Origin of the sequence: Microbacterium sp. NPDC078814, assembly GCF_040702645.1 — a bacterium.
In the GTDB taxonomy this organism is placed as follows: domain Bacteria; phylum Actinomycetota; class Actinomycetes; order Actinomycetales; family Microbacteriaceae; genus Microbacterium.
On the sequence record NZ_JBFBLT010000006.1, the window covers coordinates 49,030 to 72,561 of the forward strand.

The 23,532-nt window shown below is 67.3% G+C and carries 24 protein-coding genes and 3 pseudogenes; 15 read left to right on the forward strand and 12 right to left on the reverse strand.

The genetic code is table 11. The features are described 5' to 3' along the window. The first annotated feature begins 3 nt into the window (after nt 1-3). The 10 genes from AB0300_RS13005 (at nt 4) to AB0300_RS13050 (ending at nt 8,622) form a co-directional block, all read left to right on the forward strand. Nucleotides 4-918: a cation diffusion facilitator family transporter gene (locus AB0300_RS13005; RefSeq protein ID WP_029266230.1), complete on the forward strand. Its 915-nt coding sequence runs from the start codon at nt 4-6 to the stop codon at nt 916-918. Continuing rightward, nucleotides 911-1,603, forward strand: coding sequence for a copper resistance CopC family protein (locus AB0300_RS13010; RefSeq protein ID WP_029266231.1), 693 nt, complete (start codon nt 911-913; stop codon nt 1,601-1,603). The genes AB0300_RS13005 and AB0300_RS13010 overlap by 8 nt, the downstream gene beginning before the upstream one ends. A gap of 19 nt (nt 1,604-1,622) precedes the next feature. Next, entirely contained in the window at nt 1,623-2,132 is a 510-nt protein-coding gene (locus AB0300_RS13015) for a signal peptidase II (RefSeq protein ID WP_231868231.1), read from the forward strand. After that, nucleotides 2,129-2,464, forward strand: a complete 336-nt coding sequence (locus AB0300_RS13020; RefSeq protein WP_029266233.1) for a DUF6804 family protein — start codon at nt 2,129-2,131, stop codon at nt 2,462-2,464. The genes AB0300_RS13015 and AB0300_RS13020 overlap by 4 nt, the downstream gene beginning before the upstream one ends. A 25-nt stretch (nt 2,465-2,489) precedes the next feature. Further along, on the forward strand, nt 2,490-3,440 hold the full coding sequence (locus tag AB0300_RS13025; protein ID WP_029266234.1) for a cytochrome c oxidase assembly protein: 951 nt from the start codon (nt 2,490-2,492) through the stop codon (nt 3,438-3,440). A gap of 70 nt (nt 3,441-3,510) precedes the next feature. Beyond that, a complete protein-coding gene (gene lnt / locus AB0300_RS13030; RefSeq protein ID WP_051667918.1) occupies nt 3,511-5,034 on the forward strand; it encodes an apolipoprotein N-acyltransferase in 1,524 nt (507 codons plus the stop codon). Then, the gene (locus AB0300_RS13035) at nt 5,031-5,534 is read left to right on the forward strand and encodes a DUF3515 family protein (RefSeq protein WP_036331304.1); all 504 of its coding nucleotides are present in this window, start codon (nt 5,031-5,033) and stop codon (nt 5,532-5,534) included. The genes lnt and AB0300_RS13035 overlap by 4 nt, the downstream gene beginning before the upstream one ends. Next, nucleotides 5,531-7,435, forward strand: coding sequence for a cytochrome c oxidase assembly protein (locus AB0300_RS13040; protein ID WP_062635481.1), 1,905 nt, complete (start codon nt 5,531-5,533; stop codon nt 7,433-7,435). Before AB0300_RS13035 ends, AB0300_RS13040 begins: the two co-directional genes overlap by 4 nt. Beyond that, nucleotides 7,432-8,094: a copper resistance CopC family protein gene (locus AB0300_RS13045; RefSeq protein WP_051667920.1), complete on the forward strand. Its 663-nt coding sequence runs from the start codon at nt 7,432-7,434 to the stop codon at nt 8,092-8,094. The genes AB0300_RS13040 and AB0300_RS13045 overlap by 4 nt, the downstream gene beginning before the upstream one ends. Nucleotides 8,095-8,256: 162 nt before the next feature. Further along, nucleotides 8,257-8,622, forward strand: coding sequence for a hypothetical protein (locus AB0300_RS13050; protein WP_183152932.1), 366 nt, complete (start codon nt 8,257-8,259; stop codon nt 8,620-8,622). On the opposite strand, the gene AB0300_RS13055 is transcribed toward AB0300_RS13050, so the two are convergent. The 6 genes and pseudogenes from AB0300_RS13055 to AB0300_RS13080 form a co-directional block, all read right to left on the reverse strand. After that, a complete protein-coding gene (locus AB0300_RS13055) occupies nt 8,596-9,063 on the reverse strand; it encodes a signal peptidase II (protein ID WP_231868230.1) in 468 nt (155 codons plus the stop codon). The two genes, AB0300_RS13050 and AB0300_RS13055, sit on opposite strands and share 27 nt — an antisense overlap. Continuing rightward, nucleotides 9,060-9,668, reverse strand: coding sequence for a cadmium resistance transporter (locus AB0300_RS13060; RefSeq protein ID WP_029266243.1), 609 nt, complete (start codon nt 9,666-9,668; stop codon nt 9,060-9,062). The genes AB0300_RS13055 and AB0300_RS13060 overlap by 4 nt, the downstream gene beginning before the upstream one ends. Further along, nucleotides 9,668-11,584: a cation-translocating P-type ATPase gene (locus tag AB0300_RS13065; protein WP_062635479.1), complete on the reverse strand. Its 1,917-nt coding sequence runs from the start codon at nt 11,582-11,584 to the stop codon at nt 9,668-9,670. Before AB0300_RS13065 ends, AB0300_RS13060 begins: the two co-directional genes overlap by 1 nt. Next, nucleotides 11,581-11,774: pseudogene (locus AB0300_RS13070) on the reverse strand (transcriptional regulator); the annotation flags it as partial. The gene AB0300_RS13065 and the pseudogene AB0300_RS13070, both read right to left, overlap by 4 nt. Before the next feature lie 138 nt (nt 11,775-11,912). Further along, nucleotides 11,913-12,380 (reverse strand): annotated as a pseudogene (locus AB0300_RS13075) (alpha/beta fold hydrolase); the annotation flags it as partial. A 35-nt stretch (nt 12,381-12,415) separates the two neighbouring features. Beyond that, complete coding sequence (locus AB0300_RS13080) at nt 12,416-13,159, reverse strand: phosphotransferase (protein WP_366216140.1); 744 nt, start codon at nt 13,157-13,159, stop codon at nt 12,416-12,418. A 107-nt stretch (nt 13,160-13,266) separates the two neighbouring features. On the opposite strand from AB0300_RS13080, the gene AB0300_RS13085 reads away from it, so the two are divergent. After that, nucleotides 13,267-13,704: a hypothetical protein gene (locus tag AB0300_RS13085; protein ID WP_366216141.1), complete on the forward strand. Its 438-nt coding sequence runs from the start codon at nt 13,267-13,269 to the stop codon at nt 13,702-13,704. Nucleotides 13,705-13,711: 7 nt separating this feature from the next. On the opposite strand, the gene AB0300_RS13090 is transcribed toward AB0300_RS13085, so the two are convergent. Both AB0300_RS13090 and AB0300_RS13095 read right to left on the reverse strand, forming a co-directional pair. Next, nucleotides 13,712-14,557 carry a transposase gene (locus AB0300_RS13090; RefSeq protein WP_366216142.1) on the reverse strand — a complete coding sequence of 282 codons (846 nt, stop codon included), beginning with the start codon at nt 14,555-14,557 and terminating at the stop codon, nt 13,712-13,714. A 41-nt stretch (nt 14,558-14,598) separates the two neighbouring features. Then, nucleotides 14,599-15,924, reverse strand: coding sequence for a VCBS repeat domain-containing M23 family metallopeptidase (locus AB0300_RS13095; RefSeq protein ID WP_366216143.1), 1,326 nt, complete (start codon nt 15,922-15,924; stop codon nt 14,599-14,601). A gap of 178 nt (nt 15,925-16,102) precedes the next feature. Here AB0300_RS13095 and AB0300_RS13100 point away from each other — a divergent pair, with 178 nt between their 5' ends. From AB0300_RS13100 to AB0300_RS13110, 3 genes are all read left to right on the forward strand, one after another. Continuing rightward, complete coding sequence (locus AB0300_RS13100; RefSeq protein WP_025104600.1) at nt 16,103-16,408, forward strand: hypothetical protein; 306 nt, start codon at nt 16,103-16,105, stop codon at nt 16,406-16,408. 23 nt (nt 16,409-16,431) lie between these two features. Further along, the gene (locus AB0300_RS13105; protein WP_366216144.1) at nt 16,432-16,956 is read left to right on the forward strand and encodes a hypothetical protein; all 525 of its coding nucleotides are present in this window, start codon (nt 16,432-16,434) and stop codon (nt 16,954-16,956) included. Nucleotides 16,957-17,157: 201 nt separating this feature from the next. Further along, complete coding sequence (locus AB0300_RS13110) at nt 17,158-18,561, forward strand: cell division initiation protein (protein WP_366216145.1); 1,404 nt, start codon at nt 17,158-17,160, stop codon at nt 18,559-18,561. A 64-nt stretch (nt 18,562-18,625) separates the two neighbouring features. Here AB0300_RS13110 and AB0300_RS13115 read toward each other — a convergent pair whose 3' ends face one another. The 3 genes from AB0300_RS13115 to AB0300_RS13125 form a co-directional block, all read right to left on the reverse strand. Then, entirely contained in the window at nt 18,626-19,741 is a 1,116-nt protein-coding gene (locus AB0300_RS13115) for an acyl-CoA desaturase (RefSeq protein ID WP_366216237.1), read from the reverse strand. A 103-nt stretch (nt 19,742-19,844) separates the two neighbouring features. Continuing rightward, nucleotides 19,845-20,123 (reverse strand): hypothetical protein, encoded by a 279-nt coding sequence (locus tag AB0300_RS13120; RefSeq protein WP_126893555.1) that lies wholly within the window; start codon nt 20,121-20,123, stop codon nt 19,845-19,847. 194 nt (nt 20,124-20,317) lie between these two features. Beyond that, nucleotides 20,318-21,268 (reverse strand): intradiol ring-cleavage dioxygenase, encoded by a 951-nt coding sequence (locus tag AB0300_RS13125; protein ID WP_366216146.1) that lies wholly within the window; start codon nt 21,266-21,268, stop codon nt 20,318-20,320. 367 nt (nt 21,269-21,635) lie between these two features. Here AB0300_RS13125 and AB0300_RS13130 point away from each other — a divergent pair, with 367 nt between their 5' ends. Beyond that, nucleotides 21,636-22,250, forward strand: coding sequence for a TetR/AcrR family transcriptional regulator (locus AB0300_RS13130; protein WP_025104606.1), 615 nt, complete (start codon nt 21,636-21,638; stop codon nt 22,248-22,250). Nucleotides 22,251-22,319: 69 nt separating this feature from the next. Here the strand turns inward: AB0300_RS13130 and AB0300_RS13135 are convergent. Beyond that, nucleotides 22,320-23,405 (reverse strand): annotated as a pseudogene (locus tag AB0300_RS13135) (low temperature requirement protein A); the annotation flags it as partial. Nucleotides 23,406-23,532: the final 127 nt, after the last annotated feature.

Sequence of the window (23,532 nt, forward strand, 5' to 3'; positions counted from 1 at the left end):
ACCATGACAGAAGCAGGGCACTCGCACGGAGTGGGTGACGCCACTCCCCGCAATCGTCTGATCATCGCTTTCGCGATCACCTCCTCGGTCTTCGTCATCGAGGTGATCGGGGCGATCATCACCGGCAGCCTCGCACTACTCGTCGATGCGGCGCACATGCTCACCGATGTCACCGGGTTGGCTATGGCCGTCACCGCGGCGCATCTCATGAATCGCCCTCCCACCCCCAAGTACACCTTTGGCCTGCAAAGGACCGAGGTTCTCGGAGCACTCGCCCAAGCAGCGCTGCTCCTCGGGGTCGGCATCTTCGCGCTCGTCGAAGGTATACGGCGGCTCTTCGAACCCCCAGAGATCGCGTCAGGAAGCCTGCTGTTCTTCGGTATCGTCGGCCTGGTCGCCAACATCGCATCCATGCTCGTCCTGTTCAGCGGCCGCGGACGCAATCTCAACATGCGCGCCGCATTCCTCGAGGTCGTCAACGACGCCCTCGGCTCCGTAGGCGTGATCGCCAGCGCGATCCTCATCGCCGCTTTCGGCTGGTATCAGGCCGATGCCGTCGCCGGTATCTTGATCGCCCTGCTCATCATCCCTCGCACGCTCATCCTGTTGCGAGCATCCGGACGTGTGCTGTTGGAATCGACACCCCCGGGTCTCGATCTGGACGATGTCCGCCGCCACATCCTTGCCCTTCCGCACGTGGTCGCGGTGCATGATCTGCACGCGACTCAGGTCTCAACGGACCTCCCCACCCTCAGTGCCCACGTCGTGGTCGACGACACCGTCACCATGGAGACCTCCGCGGCGTTGCTGACAACTCTTCAGGAGTGCGTCAGCGAGCACTTCGCCGTCAGCATCGAGCACTCCACTTTCCAGATCGAACCCGAATCGCATCCCGGAGAGCACGACACCCATGCATAAGAACCTCCCCAGACGCACCGCCATTGTCTTATCCGCCGTGCTGTTGTCAGGAGCAGTCGTCGTCGCCACCCCGACGGTCGCTGTCGCTGACGACAACTTCGACTCGTCGTACCCCGTTGCCGACTCGACCATCAGCGGCTCGCCTGATGAGATCTCACTGATGTTCACGGGAACCCTCAACAACGAGGCCGGCACGACGATCATCGAGGTCCTTGATGAAGGCGGAGAAGACGTTGCTGTCGATTCGCCGACGGTGAGCGGTCAATCGATCACTCAGCATCTCTCCCCGGAAGCCGCCGATGGTCTGTTCACAGTGCGCTGGAAGACAGTCTCTGGGGACGGGCATCCGATCAGCGGGCAGTTCTCGTACACCGTCGGACAGCCCGGACCGAGTACGAAAACCGCGCCACCCGCAACGCCGAGCCCCAATCCCAGTCCCAGCCCGGAAGAATCCGACAACACTACGGAGGAGCCAGAGCCCGCTCCTGCCAGGCAGACATACGGTGGCACACCATCAGGCGGAGCAGAGTCCGAGATGCTGCCCGTGTTCTTCGTCGGCGGCCTGGCAGTGATTCTCGGGTTCGGCGTCGTCGGAGTGATTCTGGCCGGACGCCGGCGCCACCAGCAAGACCGTGCCCAGGCTTCTAGAGATACGGCGGCTGGGGAGGGGGGTCACGATGCGTGACCGGGCACGAAGGTTCGCCGTGGTGTTGATCATCGCCGCGATCGTCACTTTGGTCGATCAGGGAACCAAGGCCCTCGCTCTGAGCTCATTGAGCCAGGATCAGCGCATACCCCTGGTCGGCGATTGGCTCGGTCTTCAATTGGCGTTCAACCCGGGGGCGATCTTCTCGTTGGGCGAAGATGCGACCTGGGTCATCACTGTCGTCGGCGTCATCGCGACCACTCTGCTCGTGGGAGCCGCTACGCGAACCCAAAACGCATGGTCAGCAGTCGGCTTCGGTTTCATCGTGGGAGGCGCGATCGGCAACCTCATCGATCGCCTCTTCTCTCCCCCGTCGTTCGGAATCGGACACGTCACCGACTTCCTCGCCTACGGAAACCTCTTCATCGGAAATCTGGCCGATGTCGCCCTGGGTATCGGCGCCGTGTTCCTTGTGATCGCGGGTCTGCGCGCCAGTCGCCGACACTCCTCGCCTTCTCGCCCCGAATCCACAGATCCCGCACCAGCCGAAGAGATGGCCCGCCCATGAGCCCCAAACAACGTGTTCCCTCCACCTATCAGCGCAATGCTCTCGCCCCCAGCCTCGTCGCTGCCGCCATCCTGTTTCTCGCGCCTTTGCTCGTCCAGGCGGGCTGGGCGCCACTCGTCCTGTTTGTTGCGTCGATTTTCGGGCTGATCATCGCATGGTTCGCCGTGCAGGCCCGTCATTGGTGGTGGGTACCGATCTTCGTCGCGGTGGCTGTGCTCTGGAATCCGGTGATGCCCTTCCCCTTCTCCGGTGTCGTGTGGGAGATAGCTCAGCCCGTCGCCGCTGTGGTCTTCCTGGCGGCGGGGGCGACGATCAAGGTGATCCGGAAATGATCTGCGGGAACCTCGCGTCAACACCATGCTTGTGAGCGGCGCGATCCCCGACACTCCGCCAACGCTGCAGTCCTTGCTCGCGCCGGCGGATCTGACCATTCCTGTGTTGCCCGTCATCGCCGGAGTCCTTGCGGCCCTCTATCTCGTCGGAGCGGTCCGCCTATGGATGCATGGTCGGCGCTGGTCCGTCTGGCGGACCGTCAGCTTTCTTCTCGGATGTGTTCTCCTGGCGGCAGTCACTGGCCTTGGGGTAGAGGCGTACGGAGAAGTCCTTGTCTCTGTGTTCATGTTCCAGCAGCTGACCCTGATGATGACGGTGCCGCCGTTGCTGGTTCTGGGCTCGCCGGGCACTCTTCTCCTCCGAGCGACACCGCACCGTGGAGCCGGCCGGATGATCCTCACGGCAGCGCATACCGGTCTTCGGAGTCGCGCCGCCAGGTGGTTGCTCAGCCCGTGGTGCACGGTTCCCCTCTACCTGTTCGCCTTCTACGGCCTCTACCTCGCGGGCTCGGCGGACGTCATCCTCGCCCTGCCTGCCGGCCACGTCATGCTCGAGTTGGCGTTCCTCCTCGCCGGCGTGCTGTTCACCATTCCGATCCTGTCTTCGGATCCACTCCCGGTGAGGTTGGGTCACGGAGCGCGGGCACTCGATGTGTTCGCCGAAGCCGCACTCCACGCGTTTTTCGGAGTGTTTCTCATGATGGCCAGCACGATCCTGGTCGGTTCGTTCGTCGCACCCACGGAGGCCCTGGGCGTCGACCCCCTCGAAGATCAACAGCTTGCCGGCGCGCTGGCTTGGTCGTATGGCGAAGCGCCCACGGTGCTGATGCTGGTGTACGTGATGCACCGCTGGTTCCGCAGCGACACGGCCGCTGCTGCTGCTGCAGACCGGTACGTCGATCTGCATGGGAACTCAGAGCTCGACGCGTATAACTCCTACCTCAGCAAACTGAACTCTGATGACCCTCAACGTTGATGCAGTCGTGAGGCGCCCAATCGCCTCCCGCAGGAGGTGTAGTCGTCACATCGGGTTCGATCCACGCACCATGTCGACGGCAGTACCGTTGCCCGTTGCGATAGTCGCGTCCGCTATCGCCGGCGCCGCGCTGGATCTTGCGTACCCGGAGCTCGGCTGGTGGCCCGTGGCCTTTGCGAGTGTGACGATCGGCCTGTGGACACTGCGCGGGCGTTCGCTACCCGCGGCGTTCTTGGTTGCCCTCGTCTACGGGGCCGCGTTCTATTTCACCCACCTCGTCTGGGTCTCACGATTTCTCGGCCCCATCCCCTGGGTGGCGTTGGCCGGACTGGAATCGCTGCTCTTTGGTGCCGGTGGGATGCTGATTGCGCTCGCATATAGGGTGATGACCAGCCGCTCGCGGTGCGGATATTCCATGATCACGCCTGCGCTCATCGCAGGCGTGTGGGTGCTGCGCGAAACCGTGATGGGAACTTTCCCTTACACGGGGTTCCCCTGGGCGCGGATCGGATTCACCCTTACTCAAAGCCCGTTCGCGGAAGCCGCCTCCTGGGTGGGAACTACCGGGCTCTCCTTCCTGACGGTCCTCATCTGCGCGAGCAGCTTGGACGCACTCGCTCATCGACGACGGCGACCGGGAGCAGTCGCAGTTCTCGCTCTCACTGCCACCGCGCTCGCCCCCCTGTTCCCCACTACGCAGGCAGGTGCCATACGTGTCGGATGGGTGCAAGGAAACGGACCAAGCGGCTACTTCGACACCAAAGCACCCGGCGACATCATGCGGGCTCAGGAAGGGGCGACAGCTCCTCTCCTCGGTCGGGGGATGGATCTTCTCGTCTGGCCAGAAGGCGCAGTCGACGCGGATCCTTTCCAGGATGCAGACGTCACCGACCGGCTTGACCGACTCGTAGCAGACGCCGGCGCTCCGGTGTTGGTGAATGCGGCGACCGTGCGCGGCGACGATACTTTCAATACGTCGATCCTGTGGACGAGCGCCGGACCGCAGCAGATCCACGACAAAGCCAACCCCGTGCCTTTCGGCGAATACGTCCCGGACCGTTGGTTCTACGAGGCCATCGCTCCTGACCTCATCGGACTCATTCAGCGCGAGTACACGCCTGGCTCAAACACGCCCCTCGTGAACGTCGGCGGTGTTCCCGTCGGTCTGGCGATCTGTTTCGACGTCATCTACGACAACGTCATTGAGGACAGCGCGGCGAAGGGCGCACAACTGTACGTGTTCCAGACGAACAACGCCGACTTCAGAGGCACAGATGAGAACCTCCAGCAGCTCGCTATTGCGCGTATGCGCGCCATCGAAACCGGAAGAAGCATCGTGAACGTGTCGACGACCGGCACGAGCCAGGTCATCCGCCCTGATGGGACCCCACTTGCAGAGCTCGCGGTGAACACGCAAGGCGCAAACGTCACCGAAGTGCCCCTCTATACCGGGACCACGCCAGCGGTGGTTCTTATGCCGTGGATCGGGTGGGCGTTGAGCATGGGAACCGTATTGATGCTGCTCGTCACCACCGCTACTCGTCAGCAGCGAGCGGGCGAGGATTTCCGTTTTCACGAAGGGAACACGCTGTGAAGACAAAATCGCTCTCGCTTGGTGCGGCGTTCGGCGCGCTGCTTCTGCTCAGCGGGTGCGCTCCCACCGTGCATCTCGAGGCGGCTCCGAAAGCGAACGATCCGTTGTGCGCGGAGGTCACGGCCCGGCTACCCGACTCTATCGGTGATCAGGCGCGGGTGTGGACGGACGCGCAAGCCACTGGCGCATGGGGAAGTCCCACCAGCGTGCTGCTCACCTGCGGGCTGGACTCACCGGCTCCCACCACGCTGCAATGTGTGAGTTTGGGGGGCGTCGATTGGATCGTGGACGAAGCGGAGACACCAAATCTACGGTTGACGACCTACGGGCGGGAGCCCGCAGCGCAAGTGTATGTGGACACGACGACGTTGTCGGCCGACGCCGTTCTCCAAGCACTTGCCGGAGCGATTCAGCAGCTTCCGAAGAACGATGCGTGCACAGAACCGATCACGAAAGACCCTGACGAAGAAACCTCTTCGACGGAGGGAGCGACACCGTGACGCCTCCTATTCTCCGCGTCGCCGGGCTGACGATTTTCGTCGTCTCTGCAATCGTCGCCGTCGTCATCGGGCTGGTGATCGGCGGAGGAGCTGCACCGAGGCTGACCAGCGACCCCGGCGCGGTGGTTCGCTGGGGCCTCCCGGTCGCGAAACTACTCGTCAACCTCTCTGGCGCTGCAATGGTAGGACCACTCGTGTTCGCTCTGTTCGCTCTCGCATCCGGCACGAAGCCCTTCCTCACCGCGCTCAATCTTGCCTCGGCGGGTGCCGCAATTCTTACCGTCGCGAGCGGGACGGTCACCTTCCTCACCTTCCTGTCCTCGTTCAACCCGAAGGTGAGCCTGGAGGCAGAGTTCGGCGCACAACTGGGCCGTTTCCTCCTCGACACCGAGCTTGGAAGATCTTGGCTCATCACCGCCATCTTCGCGTCGGTCGTGACCGTGCTCGCATTCGCGGTGCGCGGCTACGGTGCCGTGCTCGTCACAACGATGCTCGCGATCATCAGCCTGATTCCGATGTCCACTCAGGGGCACTCCGGGGAACTGGCCAACCACGACGCGGCAGTCATGTCTCTCACCCTGCATATCGTTTCGGCGGCGGTGTGGCTCGGCGGGCTCACATTGCTCATCGTGATCCGTCCGGGCCTTCCATCGTCCACCCTCGAGGACATACTCCGACGGTACTCGACGTTGGCACTCATCGCCTTCGTCGTCGTCGCCGTATCGGGGTATGCCCGGGCGCTCACTGCCCTCGGACGATGGGACGACCTCGTCACGCCGTATGGGCTGATCCTGCTCGCAAAGATCCTCGCGCTGGTGGTGATGGGCATCCTCGGAGCCGCCTACCGCGGTCGACTCATCGCAAAAGCGGGCGAGGGCCGCAACACCTTCTGGATGTTCGTGTGCGTCGAGCTGGCATTCATGGGTATCGCAAGCGGCGCCGCCGCGGCCCTTGCCCGAACAGCCGCACCCGCGGACACGATCACGATTCCTCAGACCACGGCCGCGGAGATCCTCACCGACGCCCCAGTCCCGCCAGAATTCACGACGGAGCGATGGTTCACGGCGTGGAGCATTGATCTGCTGTGGGTGATTGTGGGAGGTTTCGCGGTGTTCTTCTACCTTGCCGGGGTGGAGCGCATGAGACGTCTCGGGCAGCCTTGGCCGATGCGGCGCACCATCGGCTGGGTGATCGGGATGGGCGCGCTCGTGTGGACCACCAGTGGCCCGCTCGCTGTGTACGACGAACCTCTGATCAGTATGCGTTTCCTCTCTTTCGCACTTCTCGGCCTCGTCATACCGGTACTTCTCGTTTCCGCTGCGCCCCTCGTGCTCGCACTCACCGTCATACATCCTCGGGACGACGACAGCCGCGGAGCTCTCGAATGGCTTCTGTGGGTTGCCGCCAGCCGAACAATTCGGCTGGCGCTCAACCCCATCATCACCGCCATACTGTTCACCGCCACGATGTGGCTGATCACATACTCGGACCTCTTCCGATGGTCGCTTTACGACCAACTCGGAAGCGAATGGATGATCACGCACCTCCTCGTTATCGGGTGCCTCTTCGTCAGTTCGCTCTTCCGGCGCAATGGCGCCGTGCCCGCTCCCGGGCGATCTCGGCGGTGGACCTTCACCGCACTCATCACTCTGACTCTGACGACGGTGTTCATCGGCATCGCCACCATCACCCGAACAGACCTCATCGTCGCCGAGTGGTTCGGCGCCATGGGACGGAGCTGGGGATCCACCCCGCTCCAGGACCAGCGCGTCGGAGGAATCATCATCGTCGGAATCGCGGCTTTGCTCGCGGCCCTGATCGCAGCCTCGGTGCTGCGCCCCCAGCGCACAAACTCAGTTACCCTCCCCACGCACACCTCCCGAAAGGACGCATCGCGGTGACCTCGACCCGACGCCCGACCTGGCTCGCCGGCAGCATCATGACCCTGATTGCCTTGAGCATCATCGTCGCCCCCGCACCCGCGGCCATGGCGCACGATAACCTCCTCGACGCGGTACCCGCGCCGGAAGAGACGGTGACACAGCTCGACGCCGTCGCCCTCACCTTCAGCGGAGAGCTCATCGACTTCAGCCAGGCCAGCTTCGCGCAGGTCCAAGGCCCCGATGGTCTGTACTACGAGAGCGCGTGCTCGACTATCGACCGCAACGTCCTCACCACTCCGGTGAGACTCGGAAAACCTGGTGTCTACACCGTCCTCTGGAACGCGGTCTCCAGCGATGGGCACCCCATCTCCGAGAGCTACACGTTCACCTACGCACCGACAGGCGTGGACCCCGAATTCGGGTGGGACAAACCAGCATGCGGAAATGAAGAGTCCCGCGCTCAACCCGGTAAGTCGACTCCGTCGCCTACCCCCACAACGAGCGGTGAAACGGAAAACTCAGAGCCGTCGTCGGCACCGACATCCCCACCCCAGGACGAAACCACAGCCATCGCGATTCCCCTCATCATCGCCGTAGGCGTGGTCGGAGTTGGCGTCATCGCCACAGCTCTCGTCGCACGACAGTTGCGCCGAAAGAAGGATCAGCGCCATGACTGATGTACGGACCCCGGCCATCGGGTCGCAGCGACGACGCAGTTACGCGCCGACCATACCCAGCGCGAATCAGTCACATGTGGCGAGGTGCCACGGAAGCGGCAGCCCCCCAGGAGACGATGGACGCGCGAACACGTTATCCATGCGACTGAAAGAAGGGAAAGCGTGAACGCCCACATCGCGAACGAAGCAGCTGCATCATCCGAGGACTGCGGGTGCGCGCCCACCCCCGCTGAACGCGACTCCTTCTGGAAGCTGCGCATCAGCCGGCGCGGGGCGCTCGGACATCGCGCCCTCAGCGCCGTTGCTCTCGCCAGCTTCGGCATCACCTCCGGCGTGTCCGCCCCGTACGCGGCGTCCTATCTCGGTTGGGACGATTTCCAACGAGTCAAAAGCAACGAAGCGGCCAAAGCCGCGGAGGTCACGCGCGTCGGAGGGCTGGTCCAGTCGCTGCCGCAGAAGGTCGCCGAGACTAGGAGTGCGCCGCGATCGCCGCTGCGAAGATCACGATGTCGGCGATGTTCCCGATGAACCAGTTCCCATAGGCGAGGAAGTCCACGACATGTCCGCGGGCGAATCCAGGCCCCGAAAGAGACGATCGCCTGCGTGTGATGCTGCAGCTCCGCCGAGCGCGCCGACGATGATCGCCCAACCTGGGCGCTGAACTCGGAGTGCGAATACGATCGCTGCGATGGTGGCGGCGACGGCGAGTAGCGCGAAGACCCAGGTGTAGCCCTCCCCGAAGGAGAATGCCGCTCCGGGGTTGTAAGCAAGTTGCAACCAGCCAGGCCGCCCGATCAGGGGGATGCGCTCGCGTTCGGTGAGGCTTGCTTCCGCCCACATTTTCGTTCCCTGATCGATCAGAACAACAACCGCGGCGATCAGCAGCGCTCCGCCAGTGAGTTGCCAGCGCTGTGCCGGCGACAATTTCCGCGGAGCGGACGGGCGAGCTTCTGCCTCGGGCGACGTCATGCGAGGACCTCAATCAGACGAACGATGACGCCGGATTCGATCAGGATGAACAGACCCAGACCGATGAACACGGCCGGGACGAGCCAGTGCTCGACGCGTTCCAGCCCCTCAGTGACAGCCTTGTTGGTGCCGATCAGCCGTCCAGCGGCGCACCAGACGGCGACGAGAACGAGGAACACGACGATCATGACGGCGACGTCGCCGGGTGCGGTGGTGCGGAAGATCGGCGTGTACAAAGAGATATTGTCCGCCCCATTGGCAATCGTGATCCCCGCAACACCCCACATTCCAACCGCGGTGATCTTGGCGTCGTCGTCATCGTCATCGCCGTTGCGGCGCAGGCCGGCGACAAGCGTCCAGATACCGATGCCGAGCGGGATCAGGCCGAGGAAACCGACCCATTCGTCCGGGACGATCGTGAGGCCGAGCGCGGCGATCACGCTGATCACGACGAGGGCGATGAACCCGAGGTACTGGCCAGCGACGATCTGCCAGGGCCGGGGCTTCCCCCGGCTTGAGGCGAGGAACAGCACGGTGAGCACGACGATGTCGTCGATGTTGGTCGCTGCGAACAAGCCGATCGCTGATCCGATGGTTGCGAGCATCAGCTTTCCAGCCGCGGAGTGTGTGCGCGGGCGGCTCGCAGCCCGTTGAGGATCACGATGACCTCCGCGACCTCGTGGACCAGGACGACGGCCGCGAGCCCCAGCACTCCGAAGAGTGCGAGCGGGAGCAGTGCCGTGATGATCAGCAGCGACAGGATGATGTTCTGGTTGATGATCCGTCGCCCTCGGCGGGCGTGATCGAACGCCCGTGGGATGAGGCGGAGATCATGGCCGGTGAACGCGACGTCCGCGGATTCGATCGCCGCGTCGGAGCCGGTCGCGCCCATCGCGATACCGATGTCCGCGCCAGCGAGGGCCGGAGCGTCGTTGATGCCGTCGCCGATCATCGCGACCGCCCCTGCCTTCGACAGCTCACCGATCGCGGCCGCCTTGTCTTCGGGGCGCATCTCGGCTCGCACGTCAGTGATGCCGGCCTGCGCAGCCAGTGCACGAGCGGTGCGGGTGTTGTCGCCGGTGAGCATCGTCACGCCGATGCCCTGTCTTGTCAGCGTCCGGACCACGTCGGGGACTTCGGGACGCAGCTCGTCGCGAACGCCGATCGCGGCGACCGGGGACCCGTCACGGTGCACGATCACGACGGTCATGCCCTGCTCCTCGAGCCCCGCCACCCGGTCCGTCAGGTCGTCGGCGTCCAGCCAGCGGGGGCTGCCGACGGTGATTCTCGATCCGTCAACGGTGCCGTCGATGCCGTGCCCGGGCTGCTCGGTCACATCGGCAGCCGCCAGAGTACCCGGGGCCGCTGCGGTGATCGCGGCAGCCAGAGGATGCGTGCTGTGCTGCTCTAACGCTGCCGCCCACGCCAGGGCCTGAGCCTCCGTCACGCCGTTCGCGGTGAGGACGGCGGTGACTGCCGGTTCGTTGCGGGTGAGTGTGCCGGTCTTGTCGACGGCAACGTGGCGGACCGTACCGAAGCGCTCGAAAACAGCACCGGACTTGATGATTACACCGAACTTGCTCGCCGCACCGATCGCGGCGACGACCGTCAGCGGTACCGAGATCGCGAGCGCACACGGAGACGCCGCAACGAGTACCACAAGCGCGCGGGTGATCCACACCTCAGGATCGCCCAGCACCGAACCGATGATCGCGACGAGCGCCGCGAGGATCAGAACGCCTGGCACCAGCGGTCGGGCGATCTTGTCGGCTAGACGAGCACGCTCACCCTTCTCCGTCTGCGCCTTCTCCACCAGCTCAACGATCGTGGTGAGCGAGTTGTCGCTGCCGGCCGCAGTTGTCTCGACCTCCAGTGCACCGACACTGTTGATCGCGCCGGCCGAGACCACATCGCCGGGCTCGACCTCGACCGGGATCGATTCGCCAGTGATAGCCGATGTGTCCAGGCTGGAGCGACCGGAGCGGACGATCCCGTCGGTCGCGATCCTCTCGCCCGGTCGGACAACCATGACCTGACCGACCATCAACTCTCTCGCCTGGACGTGCACGGCAGTGCCGCCCTGCAAGACGGTCGCTGTCTCCGGTACGAGCTTGAGCAGTGCACGCAGCCCGCCGCGGGCGCGGTCCATCGCCTTGTCCTCGAGTGCCTCAGCGATGGAGTACAAGAACGCCAGGGCCGCGGCCTCCTCCACGTAGCCGAGGACGACTGCTCCGATGGCGCTGATTGTCATCAGCAGCCCGATGCCGAGTTTGCCCTTGAAGAGCTTCCGAATCGCACCGGGCGTGAACGTCGACGCACCCAGCAGTAGGCCGATCCAGAACAGTACCAGCGCCGGGATCTCCTGACCCGACCACTCGAGAATCAGTCCGACCAGGAACGCTATGCCGGAGAAAACAGGCACCATGATCCCGCGGTCTCGCCACCAGGGCTGCTCGACCGCGTCGGATTCTTCGTCAGCAGTACTAGAGGGCTCGTGCTCGCAGCCGCACGCCGCGCTCACGCGTCCACTCCCGTCGCGCAGCAACCAACCACCATGCACGCTGAATCCACGCACGGCGCATGCGCGTCGACAGCCAGCGTCACATCGACGAGCGCGACGAGGGCCGCTGCAAGATGCGGGTCGGCGATCTCGTAGCGGGTCTGGCGACCTTCAGGCTCGGCGACCACTGCGCCCATCTCCGGCAGGTCACGATGCGTTCGACGGTCAGCGGCTCCTCGCCGGGATACTCCCCGAGCGCCCGCAGCTCGGAGATCGCCCGCTCGTTCCCGTCCGCGACAGCACTCCGCATCGCGTGGCGGAAGCTCTCCTCCTCGTTCTCGGGACCGGAGATGACCTGGCCGACGCCGACGTACGCCCACAGCAGGTCGGGACGCCGTCGGGCGAGGGTGAGCCCGAGGACCGTCCCCCAGCTGTGCCCGAGCACCCCGACCTTCTGCACGCCCAGCTCGCCCTGTAGCCACGCGATCAGGTCCACGAGATCGTCGACGTACCGGTCGACGCTGAGGTCCACGTCCTCGGACACGGACTCCGCGGACTTGCCGCTCGCGCGCTGGTCGTAGTTGACGACCGTGAAGTAGTCCTCCACGCCGCGTTGCCAGGCCCACGACGAGGGCAGCGACGGGAGGGCAGGACCGCCGTGACAGACGACGAGCACGGGGTTCCGTGTGCTGCGACCGCGGATGGAGACGAACTGGGAGACACCGCCGAGGTCGACGTACGTCGTCCTGTCGATCGACTCCGGGTTCGGGATCCGGCACAGATCTGCGATCACTGCGCGGCCGACGTCGTCACTCATGTCGATCACCCTAGGAGAAGCAGACCGGCGGAACCTCACCCCAGCGCGCGCTGCCACACACCCCGATGCGCGGTGACGTAGTCGAGCACCGCCGCCCAGTGCGCCCCGTGCCCGGTGCGGTACATGGTCCCCCACGGCTCGCGCCCCACCACCGCGGACGAGCGCAGCAGGTCGAGCATCGCCTGCGTGCGCCGGCGCATCATGTCCGGGAGCACCGCGCGCAGCTCCTCGTCGGCGCCGTATCCGTCGACGAACGCCGCGAGGTCGGCGGCGGAGCGCTGCGGGTCCCGAGTCGGATCCGGAAGCGCGAACGTCTGCGCGGAGAAGGCGAGGTCCCACGACCGGGTGCTCGGGGAGGCGCCGTCCCAGTCGATGAAGACCCAGCGGTCGCCGAGCATCAGGTTCCACGGCGCCAGATCGTTATGGCAGATGAGCTCCTGCGCGGGCGCCGAGAGGGGTGGCTCCCAGATCGCGTCGGCAGCAGGGACGTACCGCGCCGAGACGTCATGGATCCGGCGGACCATCCCGCCCACGCGGCCGAGCTCGGCGGCGGAGAGCGGTGCGGCGTCCATGGCGAGCGTCCCGGGGAGGAACTCGATGATCTGCCGCCCCTGCGCGTCTCTGCCGAGCGGTTCGGGCGCGTCGACGCCGCCATTCCGCAGCGCCCGCACATAGGCGATGACGTGCGGGGTCGCGGGTGTCCACGCCTTGCGGACGGTGTCCCCGACCCGCACGACGGGTCCGCTCGCATTGCCGCCCTCGAGGACTTCCTCCCGCATCCCCCGAGGCTATCGGAGGCGCCTTCGGCAGAGATCACTCCTCCGGGCGACGAGGGATACCTCCCCCGGCGGACGCCGCCCGCGAGCCGCGCCCGCAGAGTGGAGGTATGACACGACGACACCTCCTCCCCGCTGCCGCCCTGCTCCTCAGCGGCACCCTGCTGCTCGGCGGATGCGCCGCCGTGGAGGGTCTCGTGCACAAGCAGTCGACCACGACCTTCGACGACGCCGAGGCCTTCCGCGCGGACACGCCGGTCAACGCGGACTGGGTTCCGGACGACGCGACCGCTCTCACGCTCCGGACGTCGACCCTCGAGGATGCCGACGACGCCGTGCTCCTGCTGACGAGCACGACGGCGCTGCCGGACGAGTGCGTGGAGACGGAGCGGACCTCCGCCCCGACCTGGACTCTCGACGACGGCCCGTCCGCGTACAAGGCGAAGACCGTCTTCGTCTGCGGGGACTGGAGCGTCATCCCGTCCGACGACGGCTGGTTCGGTTGGACACCGAACTCCGACGAGGAGAAGGCCTCCGCCGGCAGCTGAGGCCCGCTCAGAGGTCGTCGAGGGCCTCGCGCGCCGACTCCACGGCCTCGGCAGCGGCGTCCTTCTTCTCCGCGGCCGCCGTGCGCCTCTGCTCCGCGGCAGGACGGTCGCGCTCGACGCGATCGGCCTCCTGACGCAGCTTCTCCAGCTGCGCCTCCACCTCGGCGATGCCGTCCGCAAGCTCCTCGGCGCGGTCGCTCAGTGCCCGCACCGCCTCGTCCTCCTTCGTGAGAGCCCGCTCCGCCTCGGCCAGGGCCTTCTCCGCCGCGGCCACCTGCCGCTCCGCGTCTCGCCGCTTCCGCCGCTCCTGCAGTTCGTCCCGCGGGCGCGGGGGTTGCGGCTGCAGGGTGGGGAGCGTGCCGGCCACCGCGTCGCGGATGTCGTCCGCGGTCCCCGACGGCTCCAGAGCCCTCACGAGTCGTCCGGATGCGACGGCCGCGGCGGCATCCTGATCGAAGAACGCCGCGGAGATCGTCTGCTCGACGGCGTCCCGCGTGGCCGCCGTGACGCGCTCGCCCCGCGACCCCGCGAGGTCCGCCGCACTCTCGGCGAGCCGTCGGGTCAGGGCACGGCGCTGCCTGCTGAGCGTGGACAGCGCGGCGGCATCCAGGTCTTCCTGCGCCTCGCGCAGCTCCCCGGCCAGCGCCAGGGCCTCCCCGAGCTGGGCGGCCCGCTCCTGCGCGAACACGTTGACCACCCAGGCCGCGACCGACGGCTTCCGCAACGCCTTCACCTCCGCGGCGAGCGCAGCGTCCTCGATCTCCTTCGCCCTGGCGTTCCGGCTGGCGGTGAACGCTTCCGGCGGCCCCGCGTACAGCGCCGCTGCGATGTCGTCGAACGTCCCCGCGGCCATGCGCCCACGATACGCGCCCCGGAGTGCTCGACTCCGGCCGGTCACTCGATCGCGAGGTAGTCCGCGGCGTCGGAGGCGACGAGCACTCGCGCGCCGAAGGCGCCGTTCCCGTTGCCCGGATAGAGGTAGAGCTGTCCGGCCGGGGTGCGCGCGAGCAGGTCGGCGCGCCCGTCGCCGTTGTAGTCCACGCCTCCGGTGACCTCGGTGAACTCCTGCCAGCCCACGCCCACCTGTCGCACCGTACGCAGGCCCGACGCCCCGGTGTAGAGGAGGAGCTGACCGTCGGCCGCGACTGCGACGATGTCGCCGCGTCCGTCCCCGTCGAAGTCGCCCGCGATGAGGTAGTGGACGCTCTCCCAGCCGCCGCCGATCATCGTCTGCGAGGAGGTCAGGCCGCCGCTGCCGTTGCCGTGGTAGACCCTCAGGTTGCCGGACCCGGAGACCCCGAGGATGTCCTGACGTCCGTCACCCGTGAAATCCGCACCCGAGGCGATGTGGCGCATGCTGTACCACCCCGAGCCCAGCCCGACCGCCGCGCGGAAGCCCCCGCGTCCGTTTCCGGCGTAGAACTCCAGGACCCCGTCGGAGCGTGCCACGAGGAGGTCGGCATTGCCGTCGCCGTTGAGATCGGTGTGCGTGATGTGTCGCCGCGAGTTCGCCCACCCGCTGCCGAACAGCGTGGTCGGGCCGGCGAGGCCGGCGCGCCCGTTGCCTGCGCGCAGCCGCAGGTCACCGTTCCCCGCGACCACGAGGAGGTCGACCTTGTCATCGCCGGTGAAGTCTCCGGCGCTGACGCCGGCGGGCGATCCGGCACCGAGACCGGGGAAGAACAGCGGGATGGTCCCCCCTCGTGTGACGTCGGAGAGACACGTGAAGCCCTGGTTGATCTGCGAGTAGACCTTGCCGTTCAGCCACACCTCGAAGTGCAGGTGGTACGCGGCCGAGTTGCCCGTATTGCCGACGACGCCGATCTGCTGCCCGCGGAGGACCTTGGTTCCCGGTGCGAACCACCCCGGAGCCGCCATGTGCGCATAGCGGGTCACGTATCCGCCCGCGTGCTGCACGTCCACGTAGTTGCCGTAGCCGCCGTTCGACGTACGACTCTTGATCACCCCGTCGTACGCGGCGAGGATGGGCGTGCCGCCGTTGCGGGAGATGTCGATGCCGTCGTGCGCGCGGTAATTGTTCCGGCAGCCGTCGCCGACCTTCGACTGGATGTTGCCGGACGCCGGGTAGACCATGTAGCCGTCGGACGCGGCGGTCGCGGTGCCAGCCGTGGAGACCGCGGGGACGAGCGCGCCGACCACGATCGCGAGCACGGCGACGATCCCGATCCGGCCCCGGCGCCAACGGGACGTGCGCGTCATCTCGAAGCTCTCTCTTGGTCTGCGGGCCCCAGGACAGGTTGTCTCCCGCGGTCACCGTACCAAGAGCGGGCCCTCCGCGACGCGAACGCCACTCCCCCGGTCCGCCGGGATGCCCTCCGCGACCGGCGCGGGCGCACAGGATCCGTACGCCCCCGCGCTCGGGTGTACCGTCAGCATCATGGGAAGACTCCGGTACGACGGGCACTCGGATCCGATCCTCATCGAGGACGAGACGCTCGCGCATCTGAAGATCGTCATCGGCACGAAGCTCCGCCGGCAGGAGAGCTTCATGATGACCTGGCGGCCCGTCGAGGGGGGCGTCGACCGGCGCGCGAGCGTGTGGATCCATCCCGCCATCCCGCTGCAGTTCGGGTTCGACGACGCCGAGCCGCCGACGGTGGACCCGCACCGCATCCAGGAGATCATGCAGGCCCTCAACGCCTCCGGCGAGCTGGTCCTCGATCACCTGTCCGGCCCGCGCTGACGCGCGGCCGGGAGGTCGCCTCCATGGACTCCGTCCTCACCGTCGTTCTCGTCGTCGTCATCATCGCTCTCCTCGTCGGCGCGGCCTTCCTCCCTCGATGGGTGCGACGCAGCTCCACCGCGGCCGGCGCCCGCGCGGGCGCGCGATTCACCGCCGAGCGGATGACGGAGCTCCTCACCGAGCTCGGCACGACGCTCCGGATCCAGGCGCCGCCGGAGGTCGCGGCCGCGCTCCTGCACGCGGCGGTCGCCGGGCATGAGAGGGCCTACGCCGTCCTCGACGACGGCACCGTCGGCATCCGCTTCGTCGCACCGGACGACACCGTCGTGCGGCTCGGTCCCGACGCCGAGGGGACTCTCCTGCGCGTGGAGACGTTCCGCGACTACCTCGGCTTCCCGCAGACCGCGCCGCTGTGGCGGGAGCTGCGGGAAAGGGTGACCGCAGAGGCGGCAGCGCGCCGGATCGAGGTGAGCGACGGACCCGTCTCCGTGTTCGAGCGCGGAGACCTGCTCGACGACCGCAACGCCCGCTGGTTCCGCCGCGCCTGATCGTGCCGCTGCCTGCCCGTGCAAATGGGGGTCACGATTCACAGGCGCCGCAATTAGGCTAGACGCGCGCCGCGCCCCGCAGGGACTCCGATGAGGACCCGGACGCGGTGCACGCCGGGGCCTCCTTCCCCGTGCTTGCGAACCCGTCCACGGAAACGAAGACCGCTTCGTGTCGCGGACACGCCAGAAAGGCTTGAACCCATGAGCGATTCCTCGGGCACCCCCCGCGACGACGACCGGTCGCCGGACTTCTTCGATCAGCTGATCGAGACCACTCCTCGCGAGTCGTCCTCCTCGTCCACCTCGGCGTTCACGATCGGCTTCCGGGGCTACGACAAGAACGAGGTCGACGCCGCGCTGGCGTCGATGCGCACGCAGCTCCAGCAGGCGGCCGACGAGCTGGCCGAGGCGAAGGCGCGCGAGGCCGAGTCCGTCGAGGCCATCAAGGCCGAAGAGCGCGAAGCCCGCGAAGCCCTGGAGGCGGAGCTCGCGGCCGCGAACGCCAAGGCCTCCGACGCCGAGCAGCAGGTGGCGACCCTGACCTCCGAGCTCGTCGACATGCCGCAGGCCGATGGCGAGGAGGCACCGTCGCGTCAGCAGTTCGAGGCGATCCTGCGCGTGGCCGAGGAGCAGGCGAACGTGCTCATCCAGAACGCCGCCGTGCAGGCCGACCGCCTGATGACCTCTGCCCGCGAGGAAGTGGCCGCGCAGCGTGCCGAAGCGGAGGCCGACGCCGAGCGCATCATCTCGCAGGCGCAGCGCGACGCCGACCAGGTGCGGCTGAAGATGGAGACCGAGTACACGGCCCACGAGGCGCGCATCGAGCGCGAGGCGGCGCACGCCGCGGAGAAGGTCAGCCAGGCCTCCCAGGAGGCCACCGCCATCCGCACCGAGGCCGAGAAGGGCGCCGCCGCGCTCCGCTCGCTGGTCACGCGCGAGACCACGCAGCTGCGTGCGGACGCCGAGCGCGAGGTCCGTGAGATGAACGCCCGCGTGCTGGAGTTCGAGGAGACCCTCACCCGTCGTCAGGACGACGCGCAGCAGGAGTTCCTCGTGCTGCACAACCAGGCCGTCGCCCACGCCGAGCGCATCACGACCGATGCGAACGAGCAGGTCACGGCCTCGCTGGAGCACGCGCAGCGCATCTCCGCGAAGGCGGACGGCTACGAGAAGCTCATGCGCTCGCAGGCGCAGGCGATCGAGGCCGACGCCCAGGTGCGCGCCAGGGAGATCCTCGAGCGTGCCCGCGTGAAGTCGCAGAAGATCGTCGACGCGGTCACCGGACACACCTCCACCGTCCTCCGCGACGCCGAGGACCGCGCCCGTCAGCTGCGGTGGCAGCAGCAGCAGCTCACGAGCTTCATGGCCGAAGTGCGCGAGCTCATCCGCCCCGACGGCATCTTCAGCGACGACGGCCTTCCCACCGAGATCGCGGTGACCGAGGCCACGATCGACGAGGACGACGACGACATCGAGGACGACGTCGTCGAGGCGTCGGTCGAGACCTTCCGCGGCGATGAGGTGCTCGACGACGAGTTCGACGACGACCGCCCCCTGGAGAAGATCACGATCGACGTGATCGAGACGGACGACTCGAAGCGCTGATCCCGCGCAGAGACGACGAAGGGGCGAGCAGGCGTCTGCTCGCCCCTTCGTCGTATCCGTGTGCTCAGGCGCGGCGGAGCTGTGCCGCCGCCGGGCAGTCGAACGGGTCGCGCGCCGCCAGGCCCACGCGGTTGAGGTAGGCGATGACGATCGCGTACGACTGCCCGAGGCTCGTCTCCGTGTACGGGATGCCGTTGGCGGCGCAGTAGTCGCGCACGATGCCGCGTGCCTTCGACAGGTGCAGCCGCGACATGTTCGGGAACAGGTGGTGCTCGACCTGGTGGTTGAGGCCGCCCATCAGCCCCGTCACCCACCATCCGCCGCGGATGTTGCGCGACGTGCGCACCTGCTTCGAGAAGAAGTCGAGCTTGGCGTCGGGGGCGATGACCGGCATGCCCTTGTGGTTGGGGGCGAAGGACGCGCCCATGTAGACGCCGAAGACCGCGAGCTGCACGCCCAGGAACGCGAACGCCATGCCGACGGGGAGCAGGAGGAACAGCGGCACGAGGAGGACGGCGAACCGGAGGACGATGAGACCGAGTTCGGTCCAGCGTCCCTTCACGTTCTTCCGCGTCATCAGGTGCTTCAGGCCGAGGTAGTGCAGGTTGAGCCCCTCGAGCGTCAGGAGGGGGAAGAAGAGCCACCCCTGCTTGCGCGTGATGAGCCGGACGATGCCACGCGACTGCGCCGCATCCTCCTCCAGGAAGGAGATGGTGTCGACCTGGATGTCGGGGTCCTTGCCGACCTGGTTCGGGTTGCCGTGGTGCCGGGTGTGCTTGGAGTCCCACCAGTGGTAGCTCATGCCGATGATGCCGGCGAGCACGCGGGCCAGGCGGAAGTTCGCCGGTCCCGTGGAGAGGATCTGACGGTGCGCCGCCTCATGGGCGAGGAAGGCGACCTGCGTGAAGACGATCCCGAGGGCGGCGGCGATGAGGAGCTGGAACCAGCTGTCCCCGAGGAGGAGGAAGCCCGCGACGCAGCCGGCGAACGCGACGACCAGCGCCGCGCCGACCAGCGTGTAGAACACGGGCGTGCGCTGCAGGAGCCCGGTTTCCTTCACGACCTGCTGCACGTCCCGGTACGCCTGGGTGAGAGGCGGGAACTCGGCGTTCCCGGCGTAGGTCTGACGCACCGGGCCGAGGGTGGCGGTGACGGACGGGGAGGATGTGCGGGAGATGATGCTCTCCTGTCGATCGGGAGCCCTTGAGCTGAAGAAGCCAAGGGCGGTTGCCGATCGCTGTGGCCACACTAACCGCGCTCGCATACGCGAGGCGGCATACGACTCAGGCCCGTGCTCGACGCGGCCGCCGACCGCGCGTCCGAGGGAGGGCCGGCGATGCCGCCGGTCGCGCGGGCTGCTGCGCGGCGGCGAGCGCACGGAAGGCGTCGTCGAGCGACGGGAACGACCCGAGGTCGGTGCCGCGCTCGTCGCGCAGCCGGTGCGCGGATCCGTCGAACTCGACGAATCCGGCGAACTCACCGTTGCGGGTGGCGACGTGCACGTCGACGTCGGCCTGTTTCCAGGTGAGAGGGATGGAGGAAGGGACGGTGGTGGTACTCATGCTCATGCTCATTGCTGTGGGGCGGGCGCGCTGTGGCGCTCCGCGCGTGAAGAGACCGAGGGCGGATTCCGCGCGCGTCGATGTGCGTGGTCCGTGGATGGCCCTGATCAGTGGCGACGAGGCGGCCGAGAGGGGGCGAAACGCACACGTTGCACGATCAGCTTAGCAGATCCACGAACCACGCGCCGAGAACCTCAGCTTCCGGGGGGACGACCACCGCCACCCGTCGGCGCGGCGCCGGCGCTCGGCGTGGTCGTCGTGTCGACGCCGACCACGAGGGTCGCGGTGTATCCGCCGGTGACGCTCCCCGTCGTCGTGGCGAGCTGCGACACCCCGCCGTCGTCGCCGAAGACGTTGTCGGAGGTCAGGGAGATCCGGGCGAGATTGTCCGCCGATCCGGAGTACGCCGTCTCCGCATAGACCGCACTGCAGGCGTCCTCGGGCAACGCGAGCTGGGACGTGGCGATCGCGTTCGATGCGTCGGTGATCGCGGTCGCATCCGGATAGACCTCAAAGTGGATGTGCGGCCAGCGCCCGGAGTAGCACCCGGGGAAGACGGAGGTGAAGGACACCTTGCCGTTGTCGTCGGCGACCTGCACCCCGCGCAGATAGGAGACGTCTTCGAGCCCGGACGAGTACAGCGAGTACTCCCCCTGCGCGTTGCAGTGCCATGCGTAGACCGCGACGCCGGCGAAGGGCACCCCGCCGTTCGCGAGGTCGAGGATCTGGAGCTCGAAGGAGAGCGGGACGCCGTCGGCCGTGGCCCCGCCGTCGATGGACGAGCGGATGTCCTGGCGGATGATCCCGGCCTCGTCGAGGACGTCCGGACCGTTCGAGCCGTCGCCCGGATAGGGGCCGGCGGTCTCGTCGGGGATCTCCGTGACCGTGTCCGACGCCGTGCCGGTGGCGCTGGGCGTGGGGGTGGCGGTCGTCGACGACGATCCGGTGGCGCCGGGAGCGCAGGCGGCGAGGACGACGGCACCGAGGCCGAGGCCGCCGCCGATCAGCAGCCCGCGACGGCTCATCAGCGTCCGGAGGTCGAAGGCGACGCCCTGGTCGACGACCTCTTCGTCCGCGCGGTCCAGCAGTCGTCCTTCGTACATGGGTCCCTGCGGCGTGGGGGTCGGTTCGGGGATGCGGCTCATGATGTGCTCCTCTCGAGCGTCGGCGGCGTTGCCCCCATGCTCGACGGGTGAACAATCAAGAAGCTATGCGTGATCCCTGGGGCTCCTGTGGAGTCAGGAGCAGAGCGGAGGATGCGGGGACATCGCTCCGCTCTGCAGCGCTGGCGCTCGAAGAACTCGGCGGACAACGCAGGGCCGGGGCGATGGGGGAATCGCGCGCGCGGCCACGAAGACGGCCGTCATGCAGGGGACATGCGCGGCCGTGGCGCATCCAGTGGAACATGCCACTTGGCACCTGTCAAGTTTTTCCCGGACACCTGTCCAGATCGGGCGAGATGCCATAGCATTGCCCGCACCGATTCCGAAGGGGACGAGACCGGGGGACAGCATGACGACAGCGGACAAGCGCGCGGAACGCGCAGGGGTGGACAAGTTCGCGCTGCGCCGGCGGGCGCTGGCCGAAGCGGCCTTGGAGGCGATCGCCGAGCGGGGGTTCGCGCGGACGGGACTCCGCGAGATCGCGCAGCACTCGGAGCTCTCCCACGGGTCGCTGCACTACTACTTCACCGACAAGAACGACCTCATCGCGGAGGCCGTGCGGATATCCAAGGGCGGGCTCGGCGACCGCTACCTCGCCGTGCTGGAGAGGGCCGAGACCGCGGAGGAGCTGGCGGCCGGGGCCGCCGAGGAGCTCGCCAGGAGCGTGCACGACGACGCCCGCCTGCACCGGCTCTGGTACGACCTCCGCAACCAGTCCCTGTTCGAGTCGGGCTTCGGCGACACGATCGCCGAAGTCGAGGCCGACCTGCAGGATGCCATCTGGCGCGTGGTCGAGCGCTACTCCGAGCTCTGCGGACGCCCGTGCCGCTTCACGCCGCTCTTCGCGTACGCGCTCACGGACGGCATGCTCCAGCACGCCCTCATCCGCCACCTGCGCGGCGACGGCGAGGCGATCGCGCGCCTGCGCCGCGAGTGCCGGGAGCTCTTCGCCGCCAGCGTGTGACGCCGCGGATCCCTCGTCCGTGACGACGGTTCCCCGAGCAACGGGCGGCCGGATCACCAGCACGATCACGATCGCCACCATGACCGTCGCCGTCAGCGCCACGGGCACCGGCACGAACGGATCGAGCAGGACGAGCAGCGCGCCGACGGGGATGACCGAGTTGACGACGCGGTCGGCGTTGTCGCGGATCGCGATCCACCAGATCCCCAGCAGGAAGACGGCGATCGGCACCGAGACGGTGAACGTGGCGATCACCGGGGCGAGGTGGCTCTCCCCCGTCATCACATCCAGCTCGACCTCGACACCGGCCGAGAACGCCGCCGCCGCGGCGAACACGAAGTAGTGCGTGTAGCCGTAGCGCAGGGAACGCCCCAGGGTCGTGATGGCCCGGTGGTGGGGCGGCCAGAAGTAGATCCACCACAGCGCGGCCGTGACGATGAAGGCCAGCGCCGAGATGGCGAGGAGCGGACCGAGCGCCTCCACCTCGTCGAGCGCGTCGATGATCGCATTCGCGGAGGCGAGGAGGCTCTCGCCCAGCACGATGAGGGTGAGGAGACCGTAGCGCTCGGTGATGTGGTGCGGGTGCCACGGCGTCTGTCCTCGGCGCTCCGCGAACACCGGGACGCCGACCTCGATGAGCGCGAACACGACGAACGCGACGAGCTGGACCGGCCCGGACGGGATGAGCAGGAACAGGATCCACAGCACCTGCACGACCGCGATCCCGAGCGCGTAGCGGAGCGCGACGCCCCGGAGCGGTTCCTCGGTCCGCGAGGCGCGCAGCCATTGGGCCACCATCGCGACGCGCATCACCACGTAGCCGACGACGGGGAGCGTGAAGTTCCCCTCGTCGAACGCCTGCGGGACTCCGGCGGCGAGGATGAGGACGCCCGCCATCTGGACGAACGTGGCGATCCGGTACGGCCAGTCGTCGGTGTCGAACGACGTCGCGAACCACGTGAAGTTCATCCACGCCCACCAGATCGCGAAGAAGAGCATGGCGTAGGAGGTGATGCCGTGGAGGAAGTCCCCGTGGCTCAGCGCGTGGTGCAGCTGGGCCGAGGCGATGCTCACGGCCACGACGAAGACGAGATCGAAGAAGAGCTCCAACGGGCTCGCTGTGCGGTGGGGCTGCCCCGGGTCCCGCGGTGCCATGGGACGCAGGTGGAAGCGCGCGCTCGGTGTCTGGTGCGTGGTCACCGCGAAAGAGAAGCCCCGCCCGCCCGGCGCTGTGCGGTATTCCGGAACGGATTTCACCGAGTCGGCGGAACGGCTTCCCTCC

Bases quoted from the DNA above. Each gene is read 5' to 3' on its own strand.
- AB0300_RS13100 (WP_025104600.1), top strand. From the start codon at position 16,103: ATGGGAAGACTCCGGTACGACGGGCACTCGGATCCGATCCTCATCGAG.
- AB0300_RS13130 (WP_025104606.1), top strand. From the start codon at position 21,636: ATGACGACAGCGGACAAGCGCGCGGAACGCGCAGGGGTGGACAAGTTC.
- AB0300_RS13010 (WP_029266231.1), top strand. From the start codon at position 911: ATGCATAAGAACCTCCCCAGACGCACCGCCATTGTCTTATCCGCCGTG.
- AB0300_RS13110 (WP_366216145.1), top strand. From the start codon at position 17,158: ATGAGCGATTCCTCGGGCACCCCCCGCGACGACGACCGGTCGCCGGAC.
- AB0300_RS13055 (WP_231868230.1), bottom strand. From the start codon at position 9,063: ATGACGTCGCCCGAGGCAGAAGCTCGCCCGTCCGCTCCGCGGAAATTG.
- lnt (WP_051667918.1), top strand. From the start codon at position 3,511: ATGTCGACGGCAGTACCGTTGCCCGTTGCGATAGTCGCGTCCGCTATC.
- AB0300_RS13020 (WP_029266233.1), top strand. From the start codon at position 2,129: ATGAGCCCCAAACAACGTGTTCCCTCCACCTATCAGCGCAATGCTCTC.
- AB0300_RS13095 (WP_366216143.1), bottom strand. From the start codon at position 15,924: ATGACGCGCACGTCCCGTTGGCGCCGGGGCCGGATCGGGATCGTCGCC.
- AB0300_RS13080 (WP_366216140.1), bottom strand. From the start codon at position 13,159: ATGCGGGAGGAAGTCCTCGAGGGCGGCAATGCGAGCGGACCCGTCGTG.
- AB0300_RS13060 (WP_029266243.1), bottom strand. From the start codon at position 9,668: ATGCTCGCAACCATCGGATCAGCGATCGGCTTGTTCGCAGCGACCAAC.
- AB0300_RS13125 (WP_366216146.1), bottom strand. From the start codon at position 21,268: ATGAGCCGCATCCCCGAACCGACCCCCACGCCGCAGGGACCCATGTAC.
- AB0300_RS13025 (WP_029266234.1), top strand. From the start codon at position 2,490: ATGCTTGTGAGCGGCGCGATCCCCGACACTCCGCCAACGCTGCAGTCC.
- AB0300_RS13085 (WP_366216141.1), top strand. From the start codon at position 13,267: ATGACACGACGACACCTCCTCCCCGCTGCCGCCCTGCTCCTCAGCGGC.
- AB0300_RS13005 (WP_029266230.1), top strand. From the start codon at position 4: ATGACAGAAGCAGGGCACTCGCACGGAGTGGGTGACGCCACTCCCCGC.
- AB0300_RS13090 (WP_366216142.1), bottom strand. From the start codon at position 14,557: ATGGCCGCGGGGACGTTCGACGACATCGCAGCGGCGCTGTACGCGGGG.
- AB0300_RS13105 (WP_366216144.1), top strand. From the start codon at position 16,432: ATGGACTCCGTCCTCACCGTCGTTCTCGTCGTCGTCATCATCGCTCTC.
- AB0300_RS13120 (WP_126893555.1), bottom strand. From the start codon at position 20,123: ATGAGTACCACCACCGTCCCTTCCTCCATCCCTCTCACCTGGAAACAG.